The sequence below is a fragment of the Ralstonia flaminis genome, assembly GCF_958415495.1.
Classification (GTDB): domain Bacteria; phylum Pseudomonadota; class Gammaproteobacteria; order Burkholderiales; family Burkholderiaceae; genus Ralstonia; species Ralstonia flaminis.
In genome coordinates this window covers 121299-142702 of the sequence record NZ_CATZLL010000003.1, presented here as the reverse complement: position 1 = coordinate 142702, position 21404 = coordinate 121299, and the positions used below count along the sequence as shown (strand labels likewise).

The window sequence follows — 21404 nt, the reverse complement described above, 5'->3', positions numbered from 1 at the left end:
ACCCTGCGCAACGGTGATATAAAACGGGTCGCAGTACAACGCTGTCCAACAAACCTGATGTGGGGAACTGACATGACGACCAAATCCGAACTCGTAGCCGCCATTGCAAAAGACGCAGAACTGAGCAACGCCGCCGCCGAGCGCGCGCTGAACTCCGCGCTGGAAAACATCAAGAAGACCGTCGCCAAGGGCGGCACCATCACGCTGGTTGGCTTCGGTTCGTTCTCGTCGGGCAAGCGTGCTGCACGCACCGGCCGCAACCCGCGCACCGGCGAAGCCATCAAGATCCCGGCAACCAAGACCGTGAAGTTCACGGCTGGCAAGGGCTTCAAGGACGCCGTGAACAAGAAGAAGTAAGAGTCTTCTGCCGCGCTCTACGGGGCCGGGAGACTTGCAAGGGACCCTGTTGGGTCCCTTTTCTTTTGCCTGCTTTTTGCCTGAGCGAAAAGATCAGGCGACTGGCCAGAGCGCCACCAGATAGCCGACTGACCCAACTCGCGCGACCAGCGTATCGTTGCCCGACGGCGCATCCAACCACACCGCCGCACCTTGCGACAGCGACACATCCGCGCCATCGAGCGACAGCGCGCCATGCACGCAATAGACCACCCACTGCATGCGTGCGCGCGTAGTCGGCAGCGACCGGCGTTCACCGGCGGCCAGCGTGATCGGCTCGGCGTGATGCACCCAGGTGTCGCGGCGCGTCATCACGTTGAAGTCTGACAACGGCGCATCCACTGTCGCGTGAATGTCCACTTCGCCCGGAAAGCGCACGGGGGCCTCGCCCGGTGCGAGCGAGATGACGTTGCCGTCTGCGCGGTGCATCGTCAGCCGACCACCCGCGATCACAGCCAGCGAGCGGTCAAACCCGGTAAAACGCGAGAACGGCCCTGCAGCATCGACCTGCGCAGTGCTGATGCGCCAGTCGAAGTTGTCGAGCGTGGCACCTTCGGGTGCGATGGCGATTTCGGTGGTGACGCCGCCGCCGTTCTTCCACGGCATGCGGCGCATTGCGTCTGCAGGAATCAGCTTCATTGGCGGCGCAGCAGGTGATACGCCAGGCGCGCTGCCACACGCACGGTGCGGCGGTCCTGGTCGTATTCAGGGTTGGTCTCGGCGATGTCCGCTACGCGCACCTTGCCCGTGGCGCACACATGCTGCACGAGCGCTTCGAGCACTGGCAGCGTGATGCCATATGCGGCGGGCGCGGACACACCGGGTGCGACTGCGGCGGCCAGCACGTCCATGTCGATGGTCAAGTAGACGTGATCGACATCGGCCAGCCACGTATCCAGATCGGCCATGCGCGCGTCGAGGTGGCGCTCCTGCACGTCGGTGTCTTCCGCATAGTGCGCATGCAGCGCATCGGCACGATCGAACAGTGCAGGCGTGTTGGACAAGCGGCTCACGCCCAGACAGCAATACGTCAGGTCGATACCGTGCGCTGCACAGTCTTCAGCAATCTGGTCGAACGGCGTGCCGGAGTTGCCAGGGCGGCTCGTGCGCAGATCGAAATGCGCATCAAAGTTGACGATGGCCAGGCGCCCGCGCCAGCCCTGTTGCTGCCAATGCTTGCGCAGGCCCTGGTACGTGCCAAACGCAACCTCGTGGCCACCACCCAGCACCACCGGACGCGCGCCGGCATCGAGCAGGCCGGAGACGGCCTCACCGAGCGCGGTCTGCGCGCGTTCGAGATCGCCGTCGTCGCAGGTCACATCACCGGCATCGGCCAGGCGCGCGAGGCCGTGTGCCGGCACATTGGCCAGCGCGCGGCGAATCTCGCGCGGCCCCTGCGCCGCACCGGCGCGCCCGTGATTGCGCACCACGCCTGCATCGCAGGCAAAGCCGAGCACGGCAGCCACGCCCGACAAGTTCATCGCACCGGCAGGCTGTGCGATCTGGAACAGGCGCGTCACGTCGCCGCGCTCGCCGCTGTCCTGGCGACCCTGCCAGATGGAAGCATCGAACATCATGGTCATGAACGCGTGAGCACCGCTTGCAGGAACGATCGCGTACGCGCTTCCTTGGGCTCGCCAAAGATGACCGACGGCGGTCCGGCCTCGACGATGCCGCCACCATCCATCACCACCACCACGTCGGCCACTTCTCGCGCAAAGCCCATCTCGTGCGTGACGACCAGCATCGTCATGCCTTCCTTGGCGAGCAGCTTCATCACCTGCAACACCTCGCCGACGAGTTCCGGGTCCAGTGCAGACGTCGGCTCATCAAACAGCATCACCTTCGGCCGCATCGCCAGCGCACGGGCAATCGCCACACGCTGCTTCTGGCCACCGGAGAGGCTCGCTGGCATCGCATCAGCCTTGTGTGCCAGGCCCACCTTCTGCAGCAGCTCGCGCGCTTCGGCTTCTGCTTCGCTCTTCGACTTGTTGCGCAGCATGCGCGGGCCGATGGTGACGTTGTGCAGCACCGAAAGGTGCGGAAACAGGTTGAACGACTGGAACACCATGCCGACCTGCTGGCGCAGGTGGTTCAGGTCGTTCTCGGGCAGCATCGTGCCGTTGTCGATCAGCCGCTTGCCGCAGATGTCGATGGTGCCGCCTTCGGGCACTTCCAGCCCGTTGCAGCAGCGCAGGAAGGTGCTCTTGCCCGAGCCGCTTGGGCCGATCACCACCACCACCTGCGAGGCGTCGACCTCGAAGTCGATGCCCTTGAGCACGGTGTGATCGCCGTACGATTTGGTCAGGCCGCGGATCTGGATCATCGGCACATCCAGTGCGGATTTGAGCGTTTGCGGATTTGCGTTTGCCATGTTCATTGCACCATGCCTCCCGCACGGATGTTGCGTTCAAGCCGATGCAGCAAATAGCTCGCGGCGCTGGTGAGCACCAGATACACCAGTGCAATCGCCAGGTACACCTCCAGCGAGCGGTACGACACGCTGATGATCTTCTGCCCTTCGTGCATCAGGTCGTGAATGGTCAGCAGCGACACCAGCGCCGAGTTCTTGATCAGTGCAATGAACTCGTTGCCCAGCGGCGGGATCATCCGCACTACGGCCTGCGGCAGGATGATGGCGCGCATCGACTGCGCCGACGACATGCCGATCGAGCGCGCCGCTTCCATCTGCCCACGATCGACCGACTGGATCGCACCGCGCACGATTTCCGACACATAGGCGCCCGAATACACGCCCAGCCCCAGCACGCCGCACACGAAGGCCGGCAGCAGGATGTCGAACTGCGGCAGCCCGAAGAACAGCAGGAAGAGCTGCACCAGCAGCGGTGTGCCACGGATGAACGTCACGTACACCGTGCAGATGCCGTAGACAAAACGCCGGCGCGGGTTCAGCCGACCGATGCCGACCAGCAGGCCCAGCACACAGCCGAGCATCAACGCGACAGCCGTCACCTCCACAGTGACCAGCGCACCGTGGAGGATGTCGGTCCATCCCGCCCAGACAGGAGAAAAATCCAATTCCATCAGCGTGTCCGTTTGTCGTTACTTGGCAGCAGCGCCAAACCACTTCTTGAGGATCTGGTCGTACGTGCCGTCGGCCTTGATCTTCTCCAGCGCAGCATTCAGCGCCTTGGTGAGTTCAGGCTGATCGCGACGCACGGCGATGCCGTATTCCTCGGTCGTCAGCGCCGGCTCGACGATGCGCAGGCCCGGGCGTGCCTTGACGTAGTACGCGGCAGCCGGGCGGCCCGTGACCGCAGCGTCAGCGCGGCCGATCTCGACCAGGTTGAACATCTCGTTGTTCTTCTCGACTTCCACGCGATCGACCTTCGGGTAGTTCTCGCGCAGGTAGTTGACCGACTTGGTGCCCACCTGCACGCTCACCTTCTTGCCGTTCAGGTCGGCCGGCGTCTTGACCGTCGTGTTGCCCTGCTTGACCAGTGCAACCAGACCACCGTGGTAGTACGGCACCGTGAAGTCCACGACCTTCTTGCGCTCCTCGGTGATGTAGATGCCCGAGATGGCCACGTCGAAGCGGCGCGAGATCAGGCCCGGCACGAGGCCCTTGAAGTCGATGTCGGTCCACTCGACCGGTCGGCCCATGGTGCGGGCCAGCGCCTCGATCAGGTCCACATCAAAGCCGGTGCGCTTGCCGTTCTCGACAAACTCCATCGGCGCGAAGGTGGCATCGGTGGCCACGCGCAGCGGTTCGCCCGCAGCGTGCGCAGCAGTAGCGAAGGACGCCGCAGCGGACAACGCCACGGCACAAGCCAGCATAAAACGACGGCGATTCCCCATGAGTGGTCTCCTAATGTGCATGTGGGGTGGAAAAAACAATTCGGGCGACTTGAAGAATTCGAAGATTCAACTGTCCTGCAGCCGCGCCGAAATGGACGCAGCGGCAGCAACGGTCATGTCGATCAGGCGCTGCTCCTTGCCGCGCACACGCGTGGCAGGCGCCATCAACGTAATGGAGCCGAGCGCGTGGCCGGGCATCCGGAACACCGGTGCACTCACGCCCCAGACGCCGGGGTCGACTTCACCTTCGGACAGCGCGTAGCCCGCGGCGCGAATGTCGGTAAGTTCGGTTTGCAGTTGCGCTTGCTGGTCCGTATCGATGGCCAGCAAGTCAGCGAGGATGGCGCGCGCCGCTGTCGGCGGCATGAACGCGAGCAACGATTTTGCCGAGGCGCCGGCCAGCAGTGGCACACCGCGCCCCTTCTCGAACGAGCAGCGCAGCGACTGCTGGCTCTCGACCATTTCCAGACAGACAGCCTGGTCCTTGACGGCCACCACCAGCCCGACCGATTCGCCCGACTCAGCGACGAGCTTGGCCATGCCGATGCGCGCTTCCTGCACGAGGTGCGACGCGTGGTCGAAGCCAAGCGCGAGCTGCAGACTGATCGGACCCGGCGCGTAGGTGCCGGACGATTCGAGCACGAAGCCCCAGCGCTTGAGCATCGCCACTTGGCGGTACAGCGTGCTCTGCGGCAGGCCGGTCAGCTCAACCAGTTCACGCGCCGCGACCGGCCGGCCGTAGCGTGCGATGGTGGCGAGCACCATCAGCACACGGTCCGCACCGGCGGTGGGTTGTGCTGCAAGTTGTGTGGAACCGGGCTCGGCCATCGCAAAAGCTCCGTGGCGTGGAATGCAACGGAGAATGCGACGGTTTTCTCAAATCATCAACACGCAATTCCCGTTGGATGAGAAAATCACGCAAATTCAGTACTTACACCTAGGACGTCTCGGTCACATTCCAACGGTCTTCGTCCAAGCGTGCTTCCAGGAACGCGACGACAGCGTGGGCGGATGCCTCGCTGCGGCACGTGGCCAGCGCAGCGTACAAGGGCGCGGCCAGGCCGTTGAGAAAATCGAGCGGCGCTTCCGGCCCCTCGGCAAGGTAGCGCTGCAACGCCGAGAACGCACCCGCCTGGCTCAGGCGCCAGTCGGCAATCGAGGCCTGCCGCACATGGCGCGTTGCCACCTGCGTGGTGACCACCGGCTTGGGCGGCGCCTTGGGCTTCGGTGCCACCTTAACGGGCGCACGCCCGACCACGTAGCCGTCGGCAGCCAAGCGCATGAGATCTTCCATGTCCGGGCCAGCGCTGCTCAACTGCGCCAGGATCTCCGCGGCGGACCGCTCGCCGTTGACCAGCAGCAGGATCGCGCGCTGGCGATGCGTGACATGCCCACTGCGCGTCTGCAGCTCCTGCGTGCCGCGCTCGGTGCGCGACAGGATATGGCTCAGGTCCATCGTTCCCCTCCCTTTTTTTATGTGTCTGTTCGATGAAGGGTCAGTCTAGAAAAACGCGGCGCAGCGCGGACCGTTTGAACGCGGTCAGGCGCGGCATACCGACTATCACGTGCGCGGCATTGCATTTGCAGGATGGACCGACGCACGCGTCGATCATCAAATGCGAGTTGAAACCAGATCGACTCACAACCCGTTTATCGCCTCCGGATAGAAGCCTACAGTGCGGCGCATCTCAACCCACCGGAGCTTTCCATGCCCACTCACCCCGTCCTCCGCCCCGCCCTGCTGGCCACCACCGCGCTGGCGCTGCTTGCCGCGCTACCGGCATTCGCCGCAGACGACGAGCTGGTCCGCCCGCAACATCTGGCTGCCCCGGACACACCGCAGGTTGCCGCCGCCGTGCTGGCGGCGCGCCGCTACGCCACCTTCTGGCATACCGGCGATGCGCGCTATGCCACGCAGGCGCTGTCGACCGACTTTGCCGACCGCACGCTGCCGGCAGGGCGCGTGCAAGGTCCGCAAGGCCCGCTTGACGCTTCCAAGGCCTTCCGCGCCGCTGTACCCGACATGCGTGTGGAAATCGAAGACATGGTTGTGGCCGGCAACCGTGTAGCCGTGCATCTGCGCTTTCGCGGACATTTCACCGGCGAGTTCGGGCACACGCACGGACAGAACCAGCCAATCGACTTCCAGGCATTCGATTTGTACCGCGTGGCCGACGGCAAGATCGCAGAAAACTGGCACCTGGAAGACAACCAGACGCTGCTTGGGCAGATGGGATTGCAGCCCTGAATTCGCACGAATCTATTAACGCCCTTTAACAAGCTTGCACCCCACTCCCGCTATGCTTCGCCCCAGCTTGCAAGCCGCTTAGCGGCTGCCAGAGCGATAGAAGAAACGAGCCAGCGAATACAACAAAACGTCTTCAGGAGAAGCACATGGGAATGGGGTTTCAGGGCGCACTGCGCGCCTGGGCAGGCGCACTTGCCTGCATGTCGGTCATGGGGTTGATGAGCGCCACGGCTGCCCACGCGCAACAGGCCAGCAATCCGGAACAGGAAATCAAGCAGGCCTGGGCTGCCGCCAAGGCCAGTGCAAAGGCGGGGCCCACGTCGGTTGCACTGCGTGACCAGGCCACGCTCAAGATCGGCGCGAACGAAGTCTTCATCCCGCAGCCGGCCGCCGGCCAGCTCATGCACGCCATGGGCAACGGCAACAGCCAGGACTTGCTCGGCCTGGTCATGCCCACCGACGAAGAGAGCGACTGGATGGTGATCGCCGAGTACGAGGCGTCGGGCTATATCAAGGACGACGACGCCAAAGACTGGAACGTCGACGACCTGTTCAAGTCGCTCAAGGAAGGCACCGCTGCCGCCAACGAAGAGCGCGAGAAGCGTGGCATCCCCGCGCTGGAGATCCAGGGCTGGGTTGAGCGCCCGCACTATGACGCCGCCACGCACCGCCTGATCTGGTCGATGGCCGCGCGCTCCAAGGGCCAGCCCGCCAACGAGCCGGAATCGGTCAACTACAACACCTACGCACTGGGCCGCGACGGCTACATCAGCCTGAACCTGATCACCGCAAGCGACCACGTGGCCGCCGACAAGCCCGCCGTGCAGAAGCTGCTGGCCGACCTCGACTTCAAGGACGGCAAGCGCTACACCGACTTCAACGCCAAGACAGACAAGGTGGCCGAGTACGGCCTGGCTGCGCTGGTCGGTGGCATCGCCGCCAAGAAGCTCGGCCTGTTTGCCGTGATTGCCGCTTTCCTGGCCAAGTTTGCCAAGGTGGCGATCCTGGCCGTGGCGGGCTTTGGCGCAGCGATTGCCAAGTTCTTCAAGCGCAAGCCGAGCGCCTGATCAGGCGAGCACGGACATCATGGCCAAGCTGCTGATCCTGCTGTTCTCGGGGCTCAAGTTCGGCAAGCTGCTGACCACCGGCGGCACGATGCTGCTGTCGGTGGTGGTGTATGCCTTTGCGTTCGGCTGGCGCTATGCGGTGGGTTTCGTGGTGCTGCTGTTCATCCACGAGATGGGGCATTTCATGGCGGCACGCCAGCGCGGGCTGGCAGTGGGCGCGCCCACCTTCATCCCGTTCGTGGGCGCGTGGATCGACCTCAAAAAGCAACCGATGGATGTCGAGACCGAGGCCTACATCGGCCTGGCAGGCCCCGTCGCGGGCACAGTCGGGGCAATGCTCTGCTACGGTCTCGCGCGCTATACCGATAGCCAGTTGCTGCTCGCCTTGGCCTACGCCGGCTGCTTCCTGAACCTGTTCAACCTGATCCCGATGTCGCCGTTTGACGGCGGGCGCATCACGGCGGTGCTGTCGCCGCGCATCTGGTTTCTGGGGGTGCCAGTGCTGGTGGCGCTGTTCATGTGGCGACCGAGCCCGATCCTGATCCTGATCGCCGTGCTGGCCGTGCCGCAGTTGATGAAGGCATGGCGCTACGATCCGGACGCGCCGGAAAACCGCGCGTACTACAGCATCTCCAACGAGTCGCGCCTGACCTACACGGTGTACTACATCGGCCTGGTCGTCTTCCTGGCGATGATGAGTCACGAGCTGCACGACATGCTGGGCAGCGTGCGCGCATAAAAAAACCTCCGCAAATGCGGAGGTTTTTTCTTGGTACTGTGCTTGCTTGGTTTCGCTTTAGGCGAAGTTCGCGGCGACGAAGTCCCAGTTGACCAGGCTCCAGAACGCCTCGACGTACTTCGGACGAGCGTTGCGGTAGTCGATGTAGTAGGCGTGTTCCCACACGTCGCAGGTCAGCAGCGGCTTGGCATCGGTGGTCAGCGGCGTAGCGGCGTTCGAGGTGGACACCAGGTCCAGCGAGCCGTCAGCCTTCTTCACCAGCCAGGCCCAGCCCGAACCGAAGGTGCCAACGGCCGTCTTCGTGAACTCTTCCTTGAACTTGTCGAAGCTGCCCCACTTGGCGTTGATGGCGTCAGCCAGGGCACCGGTCGGAGCGCCGCCGCCGTTCGGCTTCAGGCCGTTCCAGTAGAACGTGTGGTTCCACACCTGTGCGGCGTTGTTGAAGATGCCGCCCGAGGACTTCTTGACGATGTCTTCCAGGCTCAGGTTCTCGAACTCGGTACCCGGGATCAGGTTGTTCAGGTTCGTGACGTAGGTTTGGTGGTGCTTACCGTAGTGGAACTCCAGGGTTTCCTTGGAGATGGTCGGCGCCAGGGCGTCGAGTGCGTACGGCAGCGGGGGGAGCGTGTGGGCCATGTGTTTTTCCCTTCTGTGGGTTGTGTGCGGGGTTGCGTGAGTCGGGAGCGACGATTGTAGGAGAGTTGCAAAACCGGCGCAAACAGCGTGCCAAATACTCGGAATACCCGCGAAACACGTGCGGAATCGCAGCAATGACCGTTATGTGGACATGCGCCGGTCACATATCGAGCTTGGGCTGCACCTGGGCGATCTCGATGTCGACCGCGCCCTGCGCCAACCGTGCCTCGATGCGTGCCCGGGCATGCAACGCGTTCGGATCACGGATGGCGTGACCCTTCGCGTCGAGCAGCACCGCGTAGCCGCGCTCCAGTGTGCGCTGCGGTGCCAGCAGCTCCAGGCCGGCGTGCTGCCGCGCCAAGCGCTCCTGCGACCGGGCCAACGTGTCACGCATGGCGCGTGCCAGCGCAGCTTCGGCCTGTTGCAGCACAGCGCGCTGGCGGGAGACGTCTGGGCGGGCGGCCGCCAGGCGCATGGCGAGCAGGCGCTGCACGTGCTCGGCACGCTGCACGCGGCCGGTCAGGGCAAAGCGCAGGCGCCCCTCCAGATGCGACAGCTGCGTGCGGCGCTCGCGCATCTGCGCCTGCGGGCTACGCAGGCGGCGCGCGAGCCAATCGACGGTCTGGGCGCGGCGGTCAAGCTGGCGACGAAACTGCGCTGAGAGCGCATCCCAGTCACGCACCACGTCGCGCAGCATGCGAGCACGGTCGGGGCTGACGAGTTCTGCGGCACCGGTGGGCGTGGGTGCGCGCACATCGGCCACAAAATCGACGATCGTCACATCCGTCTCGTGCCCGACGCCCGCCACGATAGGAATCCCGGAAGCGGCCACCGCGCGTGCGACCAGCTCTTCGTTGAAGGCCCACAGGTCTTCAATGCTGCCGCCGCCCCGGCACAGGATGACGACATCGACTTCTGCGCGGGCATTGACCGTATCGAGCATGGCAGCTATGCGCTCGGAGGCGCCTGCACCCTGCACCGGCACCGGATAGACGATCACAGGCACATGTGGCGCGCGACGGCGCAGCGTGGTCAGCACATCGCGCAAGGCTGCCGCCTGCAACGACGTCACAACACCGATCGCGCGGGGGTGGCGCGGGAGCGGCCGCTTGCGCTCGGGGTCAAATAAGCCTTGCGCCTCCAGCGCGGCCTTCAGTCGCAGGAAGGCTTCGTACAGATTGCCCAGCCCGGCACGACGGATGCCCTCTACGCTCAGTTGCAGCTCACCGCGCGCCTCGTACATCGTGACCAGCGCGCGCACCTCCACGGCCTCGCCTTCGCGCGGGGTGAAATCGGCGTACTGGTTTCGGCCCTTGAACATCACGCAGCGGATCTGCGCGCCGGCATCCTTGAGCGAGAAATACCAGTGGCCGCTGGCCGCGCGCGTGAAGTTGGAGATTTCACCGCGCACCCAGCCCAGCGGAAAGTTGCGTTCAAGCAACCCGGCAATCCGCCGGTTGACCTCGCTGACGGTCAATACATCCTGCCCGCTCCGCGCCGGCGCAGGCGATGCCGGAGTCTCTTGAGTGGCCTTTGATGCACTCGGCGCAGCGGCGGGAGCATCCATCCAGAAAGGTCGGCGGGAAGACGGTGGCGTGGTCATAAGTGGTCGTGGCGGCGCAATGCGATGGGGCTTCGGGGCAACTTCTACCTTGAATGAGGGAGGGATTTCGCGTCTATCGGGCTACCTGTCCACAGCATAACGCCCTTGTCAAGCTTGACAGACGTTACGTGACGCGTTCTCGGCATTTTGACGCAACCCTTTGATTTTTATGAAAAATCTGCTCGTGTTAAAAATTCAGCAGCGCAAGTAATTTCGTTCTGCGTCAAGCATTTAGCGCAGGGCTCCCGAGGATGTTCACAAAGTTATCCACAGCTGCGCTGGAAAACCCGAATGTGACGCCTGGGCAGTGGATAAATCGGCCGCCGATTCTCACATGTCCGGCGCTTGCACCCCTGTTCTTTCGTGGAAAACCTTACTGCCCATTTTTTAAGCGGCGCACCGAACACCCTTTTTAATCAATCACTTAAGGTGCTTGTCCGAGCAATGTCCACAACCCGTCCACAAGACTGTCCCGCTTCGTTGTGGATTTCCCGCCGGTTTTGCGGGCCACGCCCGGAATTTTCCCAAAATCCGCACAGAAACCCCGGCTGCACAATTCTTGAGCACGGCATCGGACGCCCTTTCATATCAAGTACTTAGCGCGCTTGTTCTGGGAATGTCCACAACCCGTCCACACAACTGTCCCGCCGCGGTGTGGATTACTCGCCAGTTTCAAGGGCCGTCAGACGTTTTGCGCATGAATTGGCCACAGAAACACCCATTGCATGTTTTTTAAGCAGCGCACCGAACATCCTTTCACATCAAGCACTTAGCTTGCTTGTTCTGACACTGTCCACAACCCGTCCACAAGACTGTCCCGCTTCGTTGTGGATTGTCCGCGCACTGAATTCTGTGACGACCCTTTGACTGTCAGAGGCGCCTGTCGCTACGGTACGCCATCGTGTTGCCGAGGCAGGTCCGACGCGCTAGAGTGGCGCCTGTTTTTGCCGCAACGGACCGCGTTCGGGGACGCGGACGGCATGAACGGCAGTCAGGGCGCCAAATGCACCGCGAATCGGCGTCCTGAATCAAATTCCTTCCACAACGACAAAACGGGTTGTCCAGTGTTTTCCATCATTCAAGCCGCCGGCTGGCCGATCTGGCCGCTGTTGATCGCCTCGGTGCTCGCCCTCGCGCTCATCATCGAACGCTTCGTCGCCTTGCAGCGCAAGAAGATCATTCCGCCCAAGGTCTATGACGAGGCGCTGGCCGTCGCGCACCAACGCAAGGCCACACCGGAAGTGGTGAACACGCTGGAACAGGGCTCGCCGCTGGGCCGCCTGCTGGCTGCCGCGCTGCGTCACGTGGTGCTGCACCCCAACACCACGCGCGATGCCGCCAAGGAAGTGGTGGAAGAAGCCGGCCAGAATGTCGCCCATCGCCTGGAGCGCTACCTGAACGCGCTCGGCACCATCGCCTCGGTGGCGCCGCTGATGGGCCTGTTCGGCACCGTGGTCGGCATGATCGAGATTTTCGGCAGCCAGAGCGCTGCGGGCACCAATCCGCAAACCCTGGCACACGGTATCTCGGTGGCCCTGTACAACACGGCGCTGGGCCTGGTCGTAGCCATCCCGACGCTGATCTTCTGGCGCTACTTCCGTGGCGTGGTGGATAACTACGTTGCCGAGCTGGAGCACCTGTCGACCATGTACCTCGACGCGATCCTGCCGCCGCGGCGCGGTTGATCCGGGCAACGCATTCCTGAGAACGCCATGCGCTTCCGCCCGCGCCACGCTCGCGAAGAGCCGGAGATCAACCTGATCCCGCTGATCGACGTGCTGCTCGTGATCCTCATCTTCCTGATGATCACGACCACGTATTCCCGCTATACCGAACTAAAGGTCAACCTGCCGACTGCCGACGCCGAAAAGGCAACCGAGCGCCCAGGACAGATCGTCGTGTCCGTCACCGCCAACGGCGTCTACTCTGTGGACAAACAAGTGCTCGACACGCGTGATGTGACCAGCCTGGCCGATGCACTGCGCGCTGCCGCAGACAAGGCTGGCGGCCGCGAACCCATCGTCGTCGTCAACGCCGACGCGCAAGCCGCGCACCAGGCCGTGGTGAACGTGATGGAAGCCGCGCGCGTGGCTGGCCTGTCGCACCTGACCTTCGCTACGCAAACCGGCAACGCCTCCCGCTAAACCCACACGCACGACATGCCCGTCGCCCAGCACCGTCTCGCCAGCTTCGTCACCCGCCAATGGCAGCAACGGGGCTGGTTCGCGTGGGTGATGTGGCCGCTCTCGTGGCTGTTTGGCGGCGTGAGCGCACTGCGCCGGCTGCTGTTCCGCCTGGGCTGGATGCGCTCGGTGCGCCTGCCGATGCCGGTGGTGGTGGTCGGCAACGTCACCGTGGGTGGTGCGGGCAAGACACCCGCCGTGATTGCGCTGGCATCAGCGCTGGCCGATGCCGGCATGCGCCCGGGCATCGTCTCGCGTGGCTACGGCGCGCAGCTCAAGCACCCGCGCCCGGTGCGCGAGCACTCGCGCGCGGAAGACGTGGGCGACGAACCCCTGCTCATCGCCCGCGCCACCGACCTGCCCGTGTGGGTGTTCCCCGATCGCGTGCTGTGCGCGCAAACGCTGCTGGCCTCGCACCCCGGCTGCAATGTCATCGTGTGCGACGATGGCCTGCAGCACTACCGCCTGCGCCGCGACATCGAAATCATCGTGTTCGATGCGCGTATGGGCGGTAACGGTTTCCTGCTGCCCGCCGGCCCCCTGCGCGAACCGATGACGCGCAAGCGCGACGCCACACTGATCAACGACCCGAACTACCGCGCCACGCCCGACCGCCCGAATATCTTCGGCATGCATCTCGCGCTGCAGGACGCCTACAACCTGGCCGACCCGGCGCTGCGCCGCCCGCTCGCCCAGTTCGCACGCGTTGAAGGCGAGCAACTGCTGGCCGCCGCCGGCATCGGCAACCCCGAGCGCTTTTTCGCCTCGCTGCGCGCCGAGGGCCTCAAGCCCAGCACCCTGCCGCTGCCCGATCACTACGACTTCGCGAACAACCCGTTCGCCGACAGCCACGCCGAGGTGATCCTGATCACCGAAAAGGATGCCGTAAAATGCGGGCATCTCGACGACCCGCGCATCTGGGTGGTGCCGACCACGCCGGTGGTCGACACGGCGCTGGTCGAACAGGTCTGCCAGCGCGTACGCGCCCTGGCCGATCGCGCAACCGCCAAAGCGGGCGCAAAATAACTCACCCCTCATCCGCTGTACCGGAGCGCCGCTCAGGCGCTGCCATGGAGCCTCTACTGTCATGGACAATCGCCTGCTGGAAATCCTCGTCTGCCCGCTGTGCAAGGGCACGCTGCAACACGACCGCGCCAACAACGAACTGATCTGCCACGTCGACAAGCTGGCCTACCCGATCCGCGACGGCATCCCCGTCATGCTGGCTGACGAAGCCCGCCAGACCGTGGAAGGCACGCCGGTCGATCCGGCCTGACGCGAAGGCTACCCGCCATGTCGCACGCACCGTTCATCGCCGTCATTCCCGCGCGGCTGGCATCCACGCGATTGCCTAACAAACCGCTGGCCGACATCGACGGCAAGCCGATGGTGGTGCGTGTGGCCGAGCGCGCGCATCAGTCGTCCGCCGCGCGCGTGGTGGTCGCCACCGATGCAGCGTCGGTCGCCGATGCCTGCATGCAGCACCACGTAGAAGCCGTACTCACCCGCGCCGACCACGCCTCCGGCACCGACCGCCTGGCCGAAGTGGCCACCGTGCTGGGGTTGCCCGATGACGCCATCGTCGTCAACGTGCAAGGCGACGAGCCGCTGATCGCCCCGACGCTGATCGACAACGTGGCCGCCCACCTGCGCGACCACCCGGACTGCGCCATCGCCACCGCTGCCCACCCGATCCACGACGCCGCTGACGTGTTCAACCCGAACGTCGTCAAGGTCGTACTGGATGCCGCCGAGCGTGCGCTGCTGTTCTCGCGCGCCCCGCTGCCCTGGGCACGTGATACCTGGACGTCCGCCGTGCTGGCGCAACCCACCGCTGAGCGCCCGCTGCCCGCCATGCCCGTGCTGCGCCATATTGGCATCTACGCCTATCGCGCTGGCTTCCTGCGCCGCTTCCCGCAACTGGCTGCCGCGCCGCTCGAACAAACCGAGCAGCTCGAGCAGTTGCGCGCCATGTGGCACGGCGAGCGCATCGCCGTGCTGACCACGGATGACGCCCCGGCCGCTGGTGTCGACACGCCGGAAGACCTCGCCCGCGTGCGCGCCGCCTGGAGTGAACTGCTGGCCCAGGACGGCCCCTGAAAGCATAGATTTCGCGGAACTTGCAGCCGCCACGCCGAAACCCCGGCGCTGGCATGGCATAATCGCGAGGACGACAAGTCGCATGCTGGCGCCCACGCAAGGTGCCTCAGCGGCTGCAGGGAGACAAATCGAGCCATCGGTGCCGCCGTCCGGCGAGCGCCTGTTCCATCCAGTGTCCCGGTAAGGCTGGCGTCAATTTCGCCCGCTAGGCTGCCTGTTTGTGTCGATCAGGCGCGCATTAGGCGTTTTGGGAATCCGCCCTCTCGGACCGATTCCCAACGCGCTTCACGTTGCCTGACAGCGCGACAAGATTCGAAAACTTGAGGAACTCGTCACCATGCGGTTGATTCTGTTGGGCGCGCCCGGCGCCGGCAAAGGTACGCAAGCCAAATTCATCTGCGAGAAGTTCGGCATTCCGCAGATCTCTACCGGCGATATGCTGCGCGCTGCAGTCAAGGCCGGCACCCCGCTGGGTATCGAAGCCAAGAAAGTGATGGACGCTGGCGGCCTGGTGTCGGACGACATCATCATCGGCTTGGTGAAAGACCGCCTGCAGCAGCCCGACTGCAAGAACGGCTACCTGTTCGACGGCTTCCCGCGCACCATCCCGCAAGCGGAAGCCATGAAGGATGCCGGCGTGCCGATCGACTACGTGCTGGAAATCGACGTGCCGTTTGACGCCATCATCGAGCGCATGAGCGGGCGCCGCGTGCACGTCGCATCGGGCCGCACGTACCACGTCAAGTACAACCCGCCCAAGACCGACGGTGTGGACGATGTCACCGGCGAACCGCTGATCCAGCGCGACGACGATAAGGAAGAAACCGTACGCAAGCGCCTGGACGTGTATGAAAACCAGACGCGTCCGCTGGTGGATTACTACTCGCAGTGGGCTGCCAACGGCAACGACACCGCCAAGGTGGCACCGCCGAAGTATCGCAAGATCGCCGGTGTGGGTAGCGTGGATGAGATCACCATCCGCGCGTTCGGTGCGCTGCAGGACTGAACGCACCCCACGGACCCCGCCCATGAAAACGGCGCCTCATGAACGAGGCGCCGTTTTTTTTTGCGCGGTCACCCGCCGCTTCGCGCTACCATATGACGCTGAAATTGACGCGAACGTAAACGTCAAGTAACACACAGACCACAACCAAGGAGACACGACATGGAGATTCGCGACCAGGTATTCATCGTCACTGGCGGGGCATCGGGACTGGGTGCCGGCACGGCACGTACGCTGGCAGAAGCCGGCGGCAAGGTGGTGATTGCAGACCTGAACGAAGCGGCGGGCAATGCGCTGGCGCAGGAATTGGGTGGGCGCTTCGTGCGCTGCGATGTCGCATCGGAAGCCGATGGGCAGGCCGTGGTCGACGCGGCCACGTCGCTGGGCACGCTGCGCGGGCTGGTGAACTGCGCGGGCATCGCCACGGCGTCGCGCACGGTGGGCAAGACGGGGCCGCATCCGCTGGACCAGTTCGCTCGCGTGATCAACATCAACCTGATCGGCACGTTCAACATGATCCGGCTGGCGGCGACGGCCATGGCCAGCAACACGCCCAATGCCGGCGGCGAGCGCGGCGTGATCATCAACACAGCCTCGGTGGCGGCGTTCGATGGGCAGATCGGGCAGGCGGCCTACGCGGCGTCCAAGGGCGGCGTGGTGGCGATGACGCTGGCGATCGCACGTGATCTGTCGCGCGATGGCATCCGCGTGATGACGATTGCACCTGGCATCTTCGAGACACCGATGCTGCTGGGCATGCCTGCCGAGGTGCAGGATGCGCTGGGCAAGATGGTGCCGTTCCCGCCGCGCCTGGGTAAGCCGGCGGAATATGCACAGCTTGCACGCGCCATCATCGAGAACCCGATGCTCAACGGCGAGACCATCCGCCTGGATGGCGCCATTCGCATGCAACCGAAGTAAGCAGCGCGATCAAGCGGCGGCCGGCAGTGCCATCCGGCGAATCATCTGCCACGCCGCCTCCGCCGCCGGTGAGAGCGACCGGTCATGCCGGCGCGCCAACACAATGCCACGCGTCTCCTTGGGTGTGAGCGGCACCGACACCAGTTGCGACGACGACGGCAGCGGCAACGACAGCGCCGGCACCACGCCCGCGCCAATGCCGGCATCCACCATGCCAAACACGGCACTGCTATGCCCCATCTCTTGCGCCACATCGGGCTGCACACCGTGGCGCAAAAAGATGCGATCGATCAGTGGGCGGCTACCCGACGCGTGATCGAGTAGCACGACCGGCGCGCGGTGCAGATCTTTCCAGCGCACGCTGCTGCGCTGGGCAAATGGATGGTCACGGCGGCAAACGAGGCAGAACGGGTCGGTCAGTAGCGGCTCCGTCCACAGGCCTTCGGTATCCAGCGGCTCCACCACCACACCGAAATCCGCCCCGCCCGTGCGAATCAATTGCAGCGTATCGACCTGCACCGAATCACGCACGATCATGCGGATGTCCGGGTAGCGCGCCGCGCATTCCGCCACGTACAGCGGCATCAAACGCGTCGACACCGTCGGGCTGGACGCCACCACCACGCGCCCGCGCCGCTGCTCACCCACTTGGCGCGCCTGATGCAGCGTGTCATCCAGATCAGCAACCAAGCGATCGAGCGCGGTTGCCAGTGAGCGCCCCACTTCCGTCAGCACCACTTCGCGCGTGGTACGGTCGAGCAGCTTCAGGCCCAGCTCGCCCTCCAGTTCCGAGATCGAGCGGCTGACAGCCGGCTGCGTCAGGCCGATTGTGTCGCCCGCGCGACTGAAGCTGTGCGCACGTGCCACCGCCAGAAAGACGCGCAACTGCCGCAGGGTCACATTCATGCCGAAGCCGTATGAATTGATTCGATCAATGCATTTGTATTCTAGATAGGGATGTTGTGCAATAGCGCCTATCCCCCACTCCAACCCGCACCGTCACGCAATGGTGATGATGCACGCACATGAAGATTCCGCTGTTATCTCGTATTGATGGGTTCATCCAGGCCATGCTGGTGATGGTTGCGCTGGCCGTGTTCTTCCCCAGCCTGGGCGCCAGCGACGGCCCGCTGCACCTGGATGTCGTCACCATCGTTGGCGTGTCGCTGGTGTTCTTCCTGCACGGCGCGGCACTCTCGCGCGAGAAGATCGTTGAAGGCGCGCGCAACTGGCGCCTGCACCTGTTCGTGCAGAGCTGCACGTTCATCCTGTTCCCGCTGATCGGCGCCGTGATCCTGTTTGTGTGCAAGCCGTTCATCCCGGCCGAGCTGCTGCTGGGCGTGTTCTACCTGTGCGCGCTGCCGTCTACCGTGTCGTCGTCAGTGGCGATGACGGCGATGGCCAAGGGCAACGTGCCGGCCGCGATTTTCAACGCCACCATCTCTGGCCTGATCGGCATGATTGCCACACCGCTGCTGATGAGTTTCGTGATCCAGGCCTCGGGCGCGGAACTGTCGGTGGGCAAGGCGCTGCTGGGCGTGGCCGAGCAACTGCTGCTGCCGTTCGTGCTGGGCCAGTTGCTGCGCCCGGTGATCGGCGGACTCATCACCAAGTACAAGGCGATCATCAACAAGGTGGACCGCGTGGTGATCCTGCTGATCGTGTTCAACTCGTTTGCCGATTCGACACACGCGGGCGTTTGGTCGAAGTATCCGTGGGAAACCATCGTGGCCGTGGCGGTCATGAGCGGCGCACTGCTGTTCGTCGTGCTGGGCGCGACGACGTGGCTCTCGCGGCGCGCGGGCTTTGGCTTGCCCGATGAGATTACTGCCGTGTTCTGCGGCTCCAAGAAGAGCCTGGCCAACGGCATTCCGATGGCGAAGATCCTGTTTGCCGGCAACCCCGCCCTGGGCCTGATCGTGCTGCCGACCATGATCTATCACCAGTTGCAGTTGATCGTGTGCTCGGCGCTGGCGCGCAAATATGCGGATCGCATGGCGCATACCGAAGCCAATGCTGGCGCACCGGCCAGCCGCCCGGCGTAGTCACAGGGCCATCAAGCCCGTCGTTTCCGGCCAGTGGTAGGTGTGCACCCACGCATGCCCGCCATCGGCCGTCTCCAGCCAATCGCGGCTGACCGGCACACCACCCAGGGCTTCATAGAAGCCGATTGCGGCGGTGTTCACCTCGTACACCAGCAGATGGAGTTGCGCGACACCTTGGGCTGCGGCCCAGCGGGCAGCTTCGCCCATCAATCGCTTGCCGACGCCGTGGCCGCGTGCGGCGGGCAGTAGGTGGAGGTTGTCGACGAGCGCGCCCCACGGCGTGTCGTCATGCAGCAGTACGCAGAGGAATCCGATGGTCTGACCATCGAGATCGACACACCAGACGTGCTGGCCGGCAGCAGGAGCCATCATGCGCTCGTGCCACTTCGTCTGCATGTCGGCCTGCACCGCGCCATCGAGGTAGGCGTCCGTCAGGATGCCGAGCCCACGATACGCGCTCTGCCAGCTCCGCGTATGGATGCTGGCGATGGTGTCCGCATCGGCCGCACTGCCTTGGCGCAAGATGACTTCGGCCATCAGACGCCCGAGTTGTGCGACAGCGGCGGGTTCTTGGCGAAGTACGCGCGGATGCCGCGCAGGATCGCGTCAGCCAGTTGATTCTGATGGCCCAGATCGTTGAGCTTGGCCTCTTCTTCCGGGTTGGAGATGAAGGCCGTCTCAACCAGGATCGACGGAATATCCGGCGCCTTGAGCACCGCAAACCCGGCCTGCTCGACGGCCCCCTTGTGCAGGCGGTTGATGCCGCCAATCTGCTCCAGCACGGCCTTGCCGACCTTCATGCTGTCGCTGATCTGCGCGGTGGTCGAGAGATCCAGCAGCACGCGCGTGACCTGTGCGTCCTTCGAGCCCAGGTTGGCGCCGCCAATCATGTCCGCGGCGTTCTCCTTGTTGGCGAGCCACTTGGCTTGCGCGCTGGAGGCACCACGGTCAGAGAGCGCAAACACGGACGCCCCGCGCGCTTCCGGCGTGACGAATGCATCGGCGTGGATGGAGACGAACAGGTCGGCCTGCACGCGCCGTGCCTTCTGCACGCGCACGCCCAGCGGGACAAAGTAGTCTGAATCGCGCGTCATCATGGCGCGCATGTTGGGCTGGGCGTCGATCTTGGCCTTGAGCATGCGGGCAATCGACAGCACCACGTCTTTCTCATGCGTGCCCGCAGCACCAGTGGCGCCTGGGTCTTCGCCGCCATGACCGGGGTCGATGGCGACGGTCAGCAGGCGGCGCATGCGCGTGCCGCCTGCCGGCGCACGCGGCACGGGCTGCTCGGGCACGATCTCCAGCGGCGGTGTCATCGGCGCATTGGCAAGCGTCGATGGCGGCGTCGCGGGTTTCACGGGCGGCGTCTTGACCGGTGGCGGGCGGCTGGCAATCGTCGGGCGCGAGTCGGTCACCGGCGGCACGGCGGGCGCAGTCACCCCCCCTCTGCTCTCACGGCGGGCCAACGCGGCAATCGGATCATCGTCGTCCGCCGCGGACGACTGCGGCACCGGCGTGCCGCCCGAGGCAGCAAAGCGCTCCTGCTTGCTTTCGGTCGCCTGCACGAGCTGCATCAGCGGATCGGGCGGGTTGGTCGGGTACAGGTCGAACACCAGCCGGTTGCGATAGCCGGCAATCGGCAGCAGCGTAAAGACCTGCGGGTTGACGCTTTCCTTCAGGTCAAACACCAGGCGCACCACGCTGGGCCGGTTCTGGCCCACGCGCACCTGGCGGATGTACGGATCGTTCGGCGTGATCTTGGCAACCAGCTCGCGCAAGGTCGGGTTCAGATCCAGCCCCTCGACATCGACCATCAGGCGGTCCGGATCCTTGATGAGCTGGTGCGTGGCCTTGAGCGCAACGTCGGATTCGATGGTCACGCGCGTGTAGTCCTCCGCCGGCCACACGCGCACCGCCACGATGTTGGCGCCGCGTGCGATCTGCGTGCCGGCCAGGCTGAGGATGACGGTTCCCGCACCAGCCTTGGCCATGCGCGTGAGCCATTGCCTGCGGGCGTGGCTCGGCAGGGTGGAATCGTCCGGTTGATCGGTCGGCAGATGCTTGATCAGCATGGGGGCAGAGGTTGCAACGACTGTAAGAGTTGAAGGCCGGTCTGCGTGCAAGCACTCAGATGGGCCAGGCGCGGTGCATGTTCAACGCCGTCATCGTAGGTTTCGTGCACAACGTCAACGGCCAAAGCGATATGAAGATCGGGCGTACCGAGCAACGCCTGTGCCTTCTCGGGCCATTCGACCAGGCACAGCGCGGGTTCGGCAAAGCAATCGCGAAAGCCGGCGTCGGTCCATTCTTCGGGGTCGGCAAAGCGGTACAGGTCGAAGTGATAGACCTTCTGTGTGCCGGTGGTTCCCGTCACGTCATACGGCTCAACCAGGGTATAGGTGGGGCTGCGCACGCGCCCGGTATGGCCCAGGCCGCGCAGGATGGCGCGCGACAGCGTAGTCTTGCCCGCCCCCAGATCGCCTGAGAGTTGCACCTGCACGGGCCGCGGACCCAGCGCCAGCACGGCCTGAGCGAGCGCCGCTCCGAAGGCCGAAGTGGCCGCCTCGTCGACAAGCGGCACGGTGCGCTCGGCAAGCGGTGAGTTCAGACCAGCGGGTGTGGCAACAGGGGGCACAGTAGGCAT

Annotated in this window: 25 protein-coding genes; 12 read left to right on the top strand and 13 right to left on the bottom strand. The window is 64.4% G+C overall.

What is annotated here, in order from left to right:
- Positions 1 to 72: 72 nt before the first annotated feature.
- A complete protein-coding gene (locus R2N11_RS05440) occupies positions 73 to 357 on the top strand; it encodes an HU family DNA-binding protein (RefSeq protein WP_003272088.1) in 285 nt (94 codons plus the stop codon).
- A gap of 93 nt (positions 358 to 450) precedes the next feature.
- Here the strand turns inward: R2N11_RS05440 and R2N11_RS05435 are convergent, their stop codons facing one another.
- The 7 genes from R2N11_RS05435 to R2N11_RS05405 all read right to left on the bottom strand — a co-directional run bounded on the left by R2N11_RS05435 (position 451) and on the right by R2N11_RS05405 (position 5671).
- Positions 451 to 1035 carry a HutD/Ves family protein gene (locus tag R2N11_RS05435; RefSeq protein WP_199028395.1) on the bottom strand — a complete coding sequence of 195 codons (585 nt, stop codon included), beginning with the start codon at positions 1033 to 1035 and terminating at the stop codon, positions 451 to 453.
- Positions 1032 to 1979, bottom strand: coding sequence for a formimidoylglutamase (hutG, locus tag R2N11_RS05430; RefSeq protein WP_316680422.1), 948 nt, complete (start codon positions 1977 to 1979; stop codon positions 1032 to 1034). The genes R2N11_RS05435 and hutG overlap by 4 nt, the downstream gene beginning before the upstream one ends.
- Positions 1976 to 2776, bottom strand: coding sequence for an amino acid ABC transporter ATP-binding protein (locus R2N11_RS05425; protein ID WP_269848263.1), 801 nt, complete (start codon positions 2774 to 2776; stop codon positions 1976 to 1978). Before R2N11_RS05425 ends, hutG begins: the two co-directional genes overlap by 4 nt.
- Positions 2773 to 3441 carry an amino acid ABC transporter permease gene (locus R2N11_RS05420; RefSeq protein ID WP_048934972.1) on the bottom strand — a complete coding sequence of 223 codons (669 nt, stop codon included), beginning with the start codon at positions 3439 to 3441 and terminating at the stop codon, positions 2773 to 2775. Before R2N11_RS05420 ends, R2N11_RS05425 begins: the two co-directional genes overlap by 4 nt.
- 18 nt (positions 3442 to 3459) lie before the next feature.
- The gene (locus tag R2N11_RS05415; protein ID WP_199028399.1) at positions 3460 to 4215 is read right to left on the bottom strand and encodes a glutamine ABC transporter substrate-binding protein; all 756 of its coding nucleotides are present in this window, start codon (positions 4213 to 4215) and stop codon (positions 3460 to 3462) included.
- 66 nt (positions 4216 to 4281) lie between these two features.
- The gene (locus R2N11_RS05410) at positions 4282 to 5043 is read right to left on the bottom strand and encodes an IclR family transcriptional regulator (protein ID WP_316680421.1); all 762 of its coding nucleotides are present in this window, start codon (positions 5041 to 5043) and stop codon (positions 4282 to 4284) included.
- Positions 5044 to 5152: 109 nt separating this feature from the next.
- Positions 5153 to 5671 (bottom strand): hypothetical protein, encoded by a 519-nt coding sequence (locus R2N11_RS05405; protein ID WP_316680420.1) that lies wholly within the window; start codon positions 5669 to 5671, stop codon positions 5153 to 5155.
- 252 nt (positions 5672 to 5923) lie between these two features.
- Between R2N11_RS05405 and R2N11_RS05400 the strand changes: the two genes are divergently transcribed.
- The 3 genes from R2N11_RS05400 (at position 5924) to R2N11_RS05390 (ending at position 8269) form a co-directional block, all read left to right on the top strand.
- Positions 5924 to 6463 carry an ester cyclase gene (locus tag R2N11_RS05400; protein ID WP_316680419.1) on the top strand — a complete coding sequence of 180 codons (540 nt, stop codon included), beginning with the start codon at positions 5924 to 5926 and terminating at the stop codon, positions 6461 to 6463.
- A 146-nt stretch (positions 6464 to 6609) separates the two neighbouring features.
- The gene (locus R2N11_RS05395; protein ID WP_199028407.1) at positions 6610 to 7530 is read left to right on the top strand and encodes a DUF2167 domain-containing protein; all 921 of its coding nucleotides are present in this window, start codon (positions 6610 to 6612) and stop codon (positions 7528 to 7530) included.
- Positions 7531 to 7549: 19 nt separating this feature from the next.
- Positions 7550 to 8269, top strand: a complete 720-nt coding sequence (locus R2N11_RS05390) for a site-2 protease family protein (RefSeq protein ID WP_316680418.1) — start codon at positions 7550 to 7552, stop codon at positions 8267 to 8269.
- A gap of 57 nt (positions 8270 to 8326) precedes the next feature.
- On the opposite strand, the gene sodB is transcribed toward R2N11_RS05390, so the two are convergent.
- Positions 8327 to 8905, bottom strand: a complete 579-nt coding sequence (sodB, locus tag R2N11_RS05385; protein WP_199028419.1) for a superoxide dismutase — start codon at positions 8903 to 8905, stop codon at positions 8327 to 8329.
- Positions 8906 to 9065: 160 nt separating this feature from the next.
- Entirely contained in the window at positions 9066 to 10472 is a 1407-nt protein-coding gene (gene xseA / locus R2N11_RS05380; RefSeq protein WP_316680417.1) for an exodeoxyribonuclease VII large subunit, read from the bottom strand.
- 1100 nt (positions 10473 to 11572) lie between these two features.
- Between xseA and R2N11_RS05375 the strand changes: the two genes are divergently transcribed.
- From R2N11_RS05375 to R2N11_RS05345, 7 genes are all read left to right on the top strand, one after another.
- Complete coding sequence (locus R2N11_RS05375) at positions 11573 to 12193, top strand: MotA/TolQ/ExbB proton channel family protein (protein ID WP_199028423.1); 621 nt, start codon at positions 11573 to 11575, stop codon at positions 12191 to 12193.
- Positions 12194 to 12220: 27 nt separating this feature from the next.
- The gene (locus R2N11_RS05370; RefSeq protein WP_316680416.1) at positions 12221 to 12652 is read left to right on the top strand and encodes an ExbD/TolR family protein; all 432 of its coding nucleotides are present in this window, start codon (positions 12221 to 12223) and stop codon (positions 12650 to 12652) included.
- Between the two features lie 15 nt (positions 12653 to 12667).
- The gene (gene lpxK, locus R2N11_RS05365) at positions 12668 to 13717 is read left to right on the top strand and encodes a tetraacyldisaccharide 4'-kinase (protein WP_316680415.1); all 1050 of its coding nucleotides are present in this window, start codon (positions 12668 to 12670) and stop codon (positions 13715 to 13717) included.
- Positions 13718 to 13778: 61 nt separating this feature from the next.
- Entirely contained in the window at positions 13779 to 13967 is a 189-nt protein-coding gene (locus R2N11_RS05360) for a Trm112 family protein (RefSeq protein ID WP_004631803.1), read from the top strand.
- A 17-nt stretch (positions 13968 to 13984) separates the two neighbouring features.
- The gene (gene kdsB, locus R2N11_RS05355; protein WP_316680414.1) at positions 13985 to 14791 is read left to right on the top strand and encodes a 3-deoxy-manno-octulosonate cytidylyltransferase; all 807 of its coding nucleotides are present in this window, start codon (positions 13985 to 13987) and stop codon (positions 14789 to 14791) included.
- A 337-nt stretch (positions 14792 to 15128) separates the two neighbouring features.
- Entirely contained in the window at positions 15129 to 15797 is a 669-nt protein-coding gene (gene adk, locus R2N11_RS05350) for an adenylate kinase (protein WP_199033024.1), read from the top strand.
- A 159-nt stretch (positions 15798 to 15956) separates the two neighbouring features.
- Positions 15957 to 16715 (top strand): 3-hydroxyacyl-CoA dehydrogenase, encoded by a 759-nt coding sequence (locus R2N11_RS05345; RefSeq protein ID WP_199033025.1) that lies wholly within the window; start codon positions 15957 to 15959, stop codon positions 16713 to 16715.
- A gap of 9 nt (positions 16716 to 16724) precedes the next feature.
- Here the strand turns inward: R2N11_RS05345 and R2N11_RS05340 are convergent, their stop codons facing one another.
- The gene (locus tag R2N11_RS05340) at positions 16725 to 17621 is read right to left on the bottom strand and encodes a LysR family transcriptional regulator (RefSeq protein WP_316680413.1); all 897 of its coding nucleotides are present in this window, start codon (positions 17619 to 17621) and stop codon (positions 16725 to 16727) included.
- Between the two features lie 119 nt (positions 17622 to 17740).
- Between R2N11_RS05340 and R2N11_RS05335 the strand changes: the two genes are divergently transcribed.
- Complete coding sequence (locus tag R2N11_RS05335) at positions 17741 to 18760, top strand: bile acid:sodium symporter family protein (protein WP_316680412.1); 1020 nt, start codon at positions 17741 to 17743, stop codon at positions 18758 to 18760.
- Here R2N11_RS05335 and R2N11_RS05330 read toward each other — a convergent pair whose 3' ends face one another.
- From R2N11_RS05330 to tsaE, 3 genes are read right to left on the bottom strand one after another with little or no spacing between them, the layout of a single operon-like run.
- Positions 18761 to 19297: a GNAT family N-acetyltransferase gene (locus R2N11_RS05330; protein WP_316680411.1), complete on the bottom strand. Its 537-nt coding sequence runs from the start codon at positions 19295 to 19297 to the stop codon at positions 18761 to 18763. It lies immediately after the preceding gene.
- The gene (locus tag R2N11_RS05325; protein ID WP_316680410.1) at positions 19297 to 20832 is read right to left on the bottom strand and encodes an N-acetylmuramoyl-L-alanine amidase; all 1536 of its coding nucleotides are present in this window, start codon (positions 20830 to 20832) and stop codon (positions 19297 to 19299) included. The genes R2N11_RS05330 and R2N11_RS05325 overlap by 1 nt, the downstream gene beginning before the upstream one ends.
- Complete coding sequence (tsaE, locus tag R2N11_RS05320) at positions 20826 to 21404, bottom strand: tRNA (adenosine(37)-N6)-threonylcarbamoyltransferase complex ATPase subunit type 1 TsaE (RefSeq protein WP_199032825.1); 579 nt, start codon at positions 21402 to 21404, stop codon at positions 20826 to 20828. The genes R2N11_RS05325 and tsaE overlap by 7 nt, the downstream gene beginning before the upstream one ends.

Bases quoted from the DNA above. Each gene is read 5' to 3' on its own strand.
- R2N11_RS05440 (WP_003272088.1), top strand. From the start codon at position 73: ATGACGACCAAATCCGAACTCGTAGCCGCCATTGCAAAAGACGCAGAA.
- R2N11_RS05435 (WP_199028395.1), bottom strand. From the start codon at position 1,035: ATGAAGCTGATTCCTGCAGACGCAATGCGCCGCATGCCGTGGAAGAAC.
- hutG (WP_316680422.1), bottom strand. From the start codon at position 1,979: ATGACCATGATGTTCGATGCTTCCATCTGGCAGGGTCGCCAGGACAGC.
- R2N11_RS05425 (WP_269848263.1), bottom strand. From the start codon at position 2,776: ATGAACATGGCAAACGCAAATCCGCAAACGCTCAAATCCGCACTGGAT.
- R2N11_RS05420 (WP_048934972.1), bottom strand. From the start codon at position 3,441: ATGGAATTGGATTTTTCTCCTGTCTGGGCGGGATGGACCGACATCCTC.
- R2N11_RS05415 (WP_199028399.1), bottom strand. From the start codon at position 4,215: ATGGGGAATCGCCGTCGTTTTATGCTGGCTTGTGCCGTGGCGTTGTCC.
- R2N11_RS05410 (WP_316680421.1), bottom strand. From the start codon at position 5,043: ATGGCCGAGCCCGGTTCCACACAACTTGCAGCACAACCCACCGCCGGT.
- R2N11_RS05405 (WP_316680420.1), bottom strand. From the start codon at position 5,671: ATGGACCTGAGCCATATCCTGTCGCGCACCGAGCGCGGCACGCAGGAG.
- R2N11_RS05400 (WP_316680419.1), top strand. From the start codon at position 5,924: ATGCCCACTCACCCCGTCCTCCGCCCCGCCCTGCTGGCCACCACCGCG.
- R2N11_RS05395 (WP_199028407.1), top strand. From the start codon at position 6,610: ATGGGAATGGGGTTTCAGGGCGCACTGCGCGCCTGGGCAGGCGCACTT.
- R2N11_RS05390 (WP_316680418.1), top strand. From the start codon at position 7,550: ATGGCCAAGCTGCTGATCCTGCTGTTCTCGGGGCTCAAGTTCGGCAAG.
- sodB (WP_199028419.1), bottom strand. From the start codon at position 8,905: ATGGCCCACACGCTCCCCCCGCTGCCGTACGCACTCGACGCCCTGGCG.
- xseA (WP_316680417.1), bottom strand. From the start codon at position 10,472: ATGGATGCTCCCGCCGCTGCGCCGAGTGCATCAAAGGCCACTCAAGAG.
- R2N11_RS05370 (WP_316680416.1), top strand. From the start codon at position 12,221: ATGCGCTTCCGCCCGCGCCACGCTCGCGAAGAGCCGGAGATCAACCTG.
- lpxK (WP_316680415.1), top strand. From the start codon at position 12,668: ATGCCCGTCGCCCAGCACCGTCTCGCCAGCTTCGTCACCCGCCAATGG.
- R2N11_RS05360 (WP_004631803.1), top strand. From the start codon at position 13,779: ATGGACAATCGCCTGCTGGAAATCCTCGTCTGCCCGCTGTGCAAGGGC.
- kdsB (WP_316680414.1), top strand. From the start codon at position 13,985: ATGTCGCACGCACCGTTCATCGCCGTCATTCCCGCGCGGCTGGCATCC.
- adk (WP_199033024.1), top strand. From the start codon at position 15,129: ATGCGGTTGATTCTGTTGGGCGCGCCCGGCGCCGGCAAAGGTACGCAA.
- R2N11_RS05345 (WP_199033025.1), top strand. From the start codon at position 15,957: ATGGAGATTCGCGACCAGGTATTCATCGTCACTGGCGGGGCATCGGGA.
- R2N11_RS05340 (WP_316680413.1), bottom strand. From the start codon at position 17,621: ATGAATGTGACCCTGCGGCAGTTGCGCGTCTTTCTGGCGGTGGCACGT.
- R2N11_RS05335 (WP_316680412.1), top strand. From the start codon at position 17,741: ATGAAGATTCCGCTGTTATCTCGTATTGATGGGTTCATCCAGGCCATG.
- R2N11_RS05330 (WP_316680411.1), bottom strand. From the start codon at position 19,297: ATGGCCGAAGTCATCTTGCGCCAAGGCAGTGCGGCCGATGCGGACACC.
- R2N11_RS05325 (WP_316680410.1), bottom strand. From the start codon at position 20,832: ATGCTGATCAAGCATCTGCCGACCGATCAACCGGACGATTCCACCCTG.
- tsaE (WP_199032825.1), bottom strand. From the start codon at position 21,404: ATGCCTACTGTGCCCCCTGTTGCCACACCCGCTGGTCTGAACTCACCG.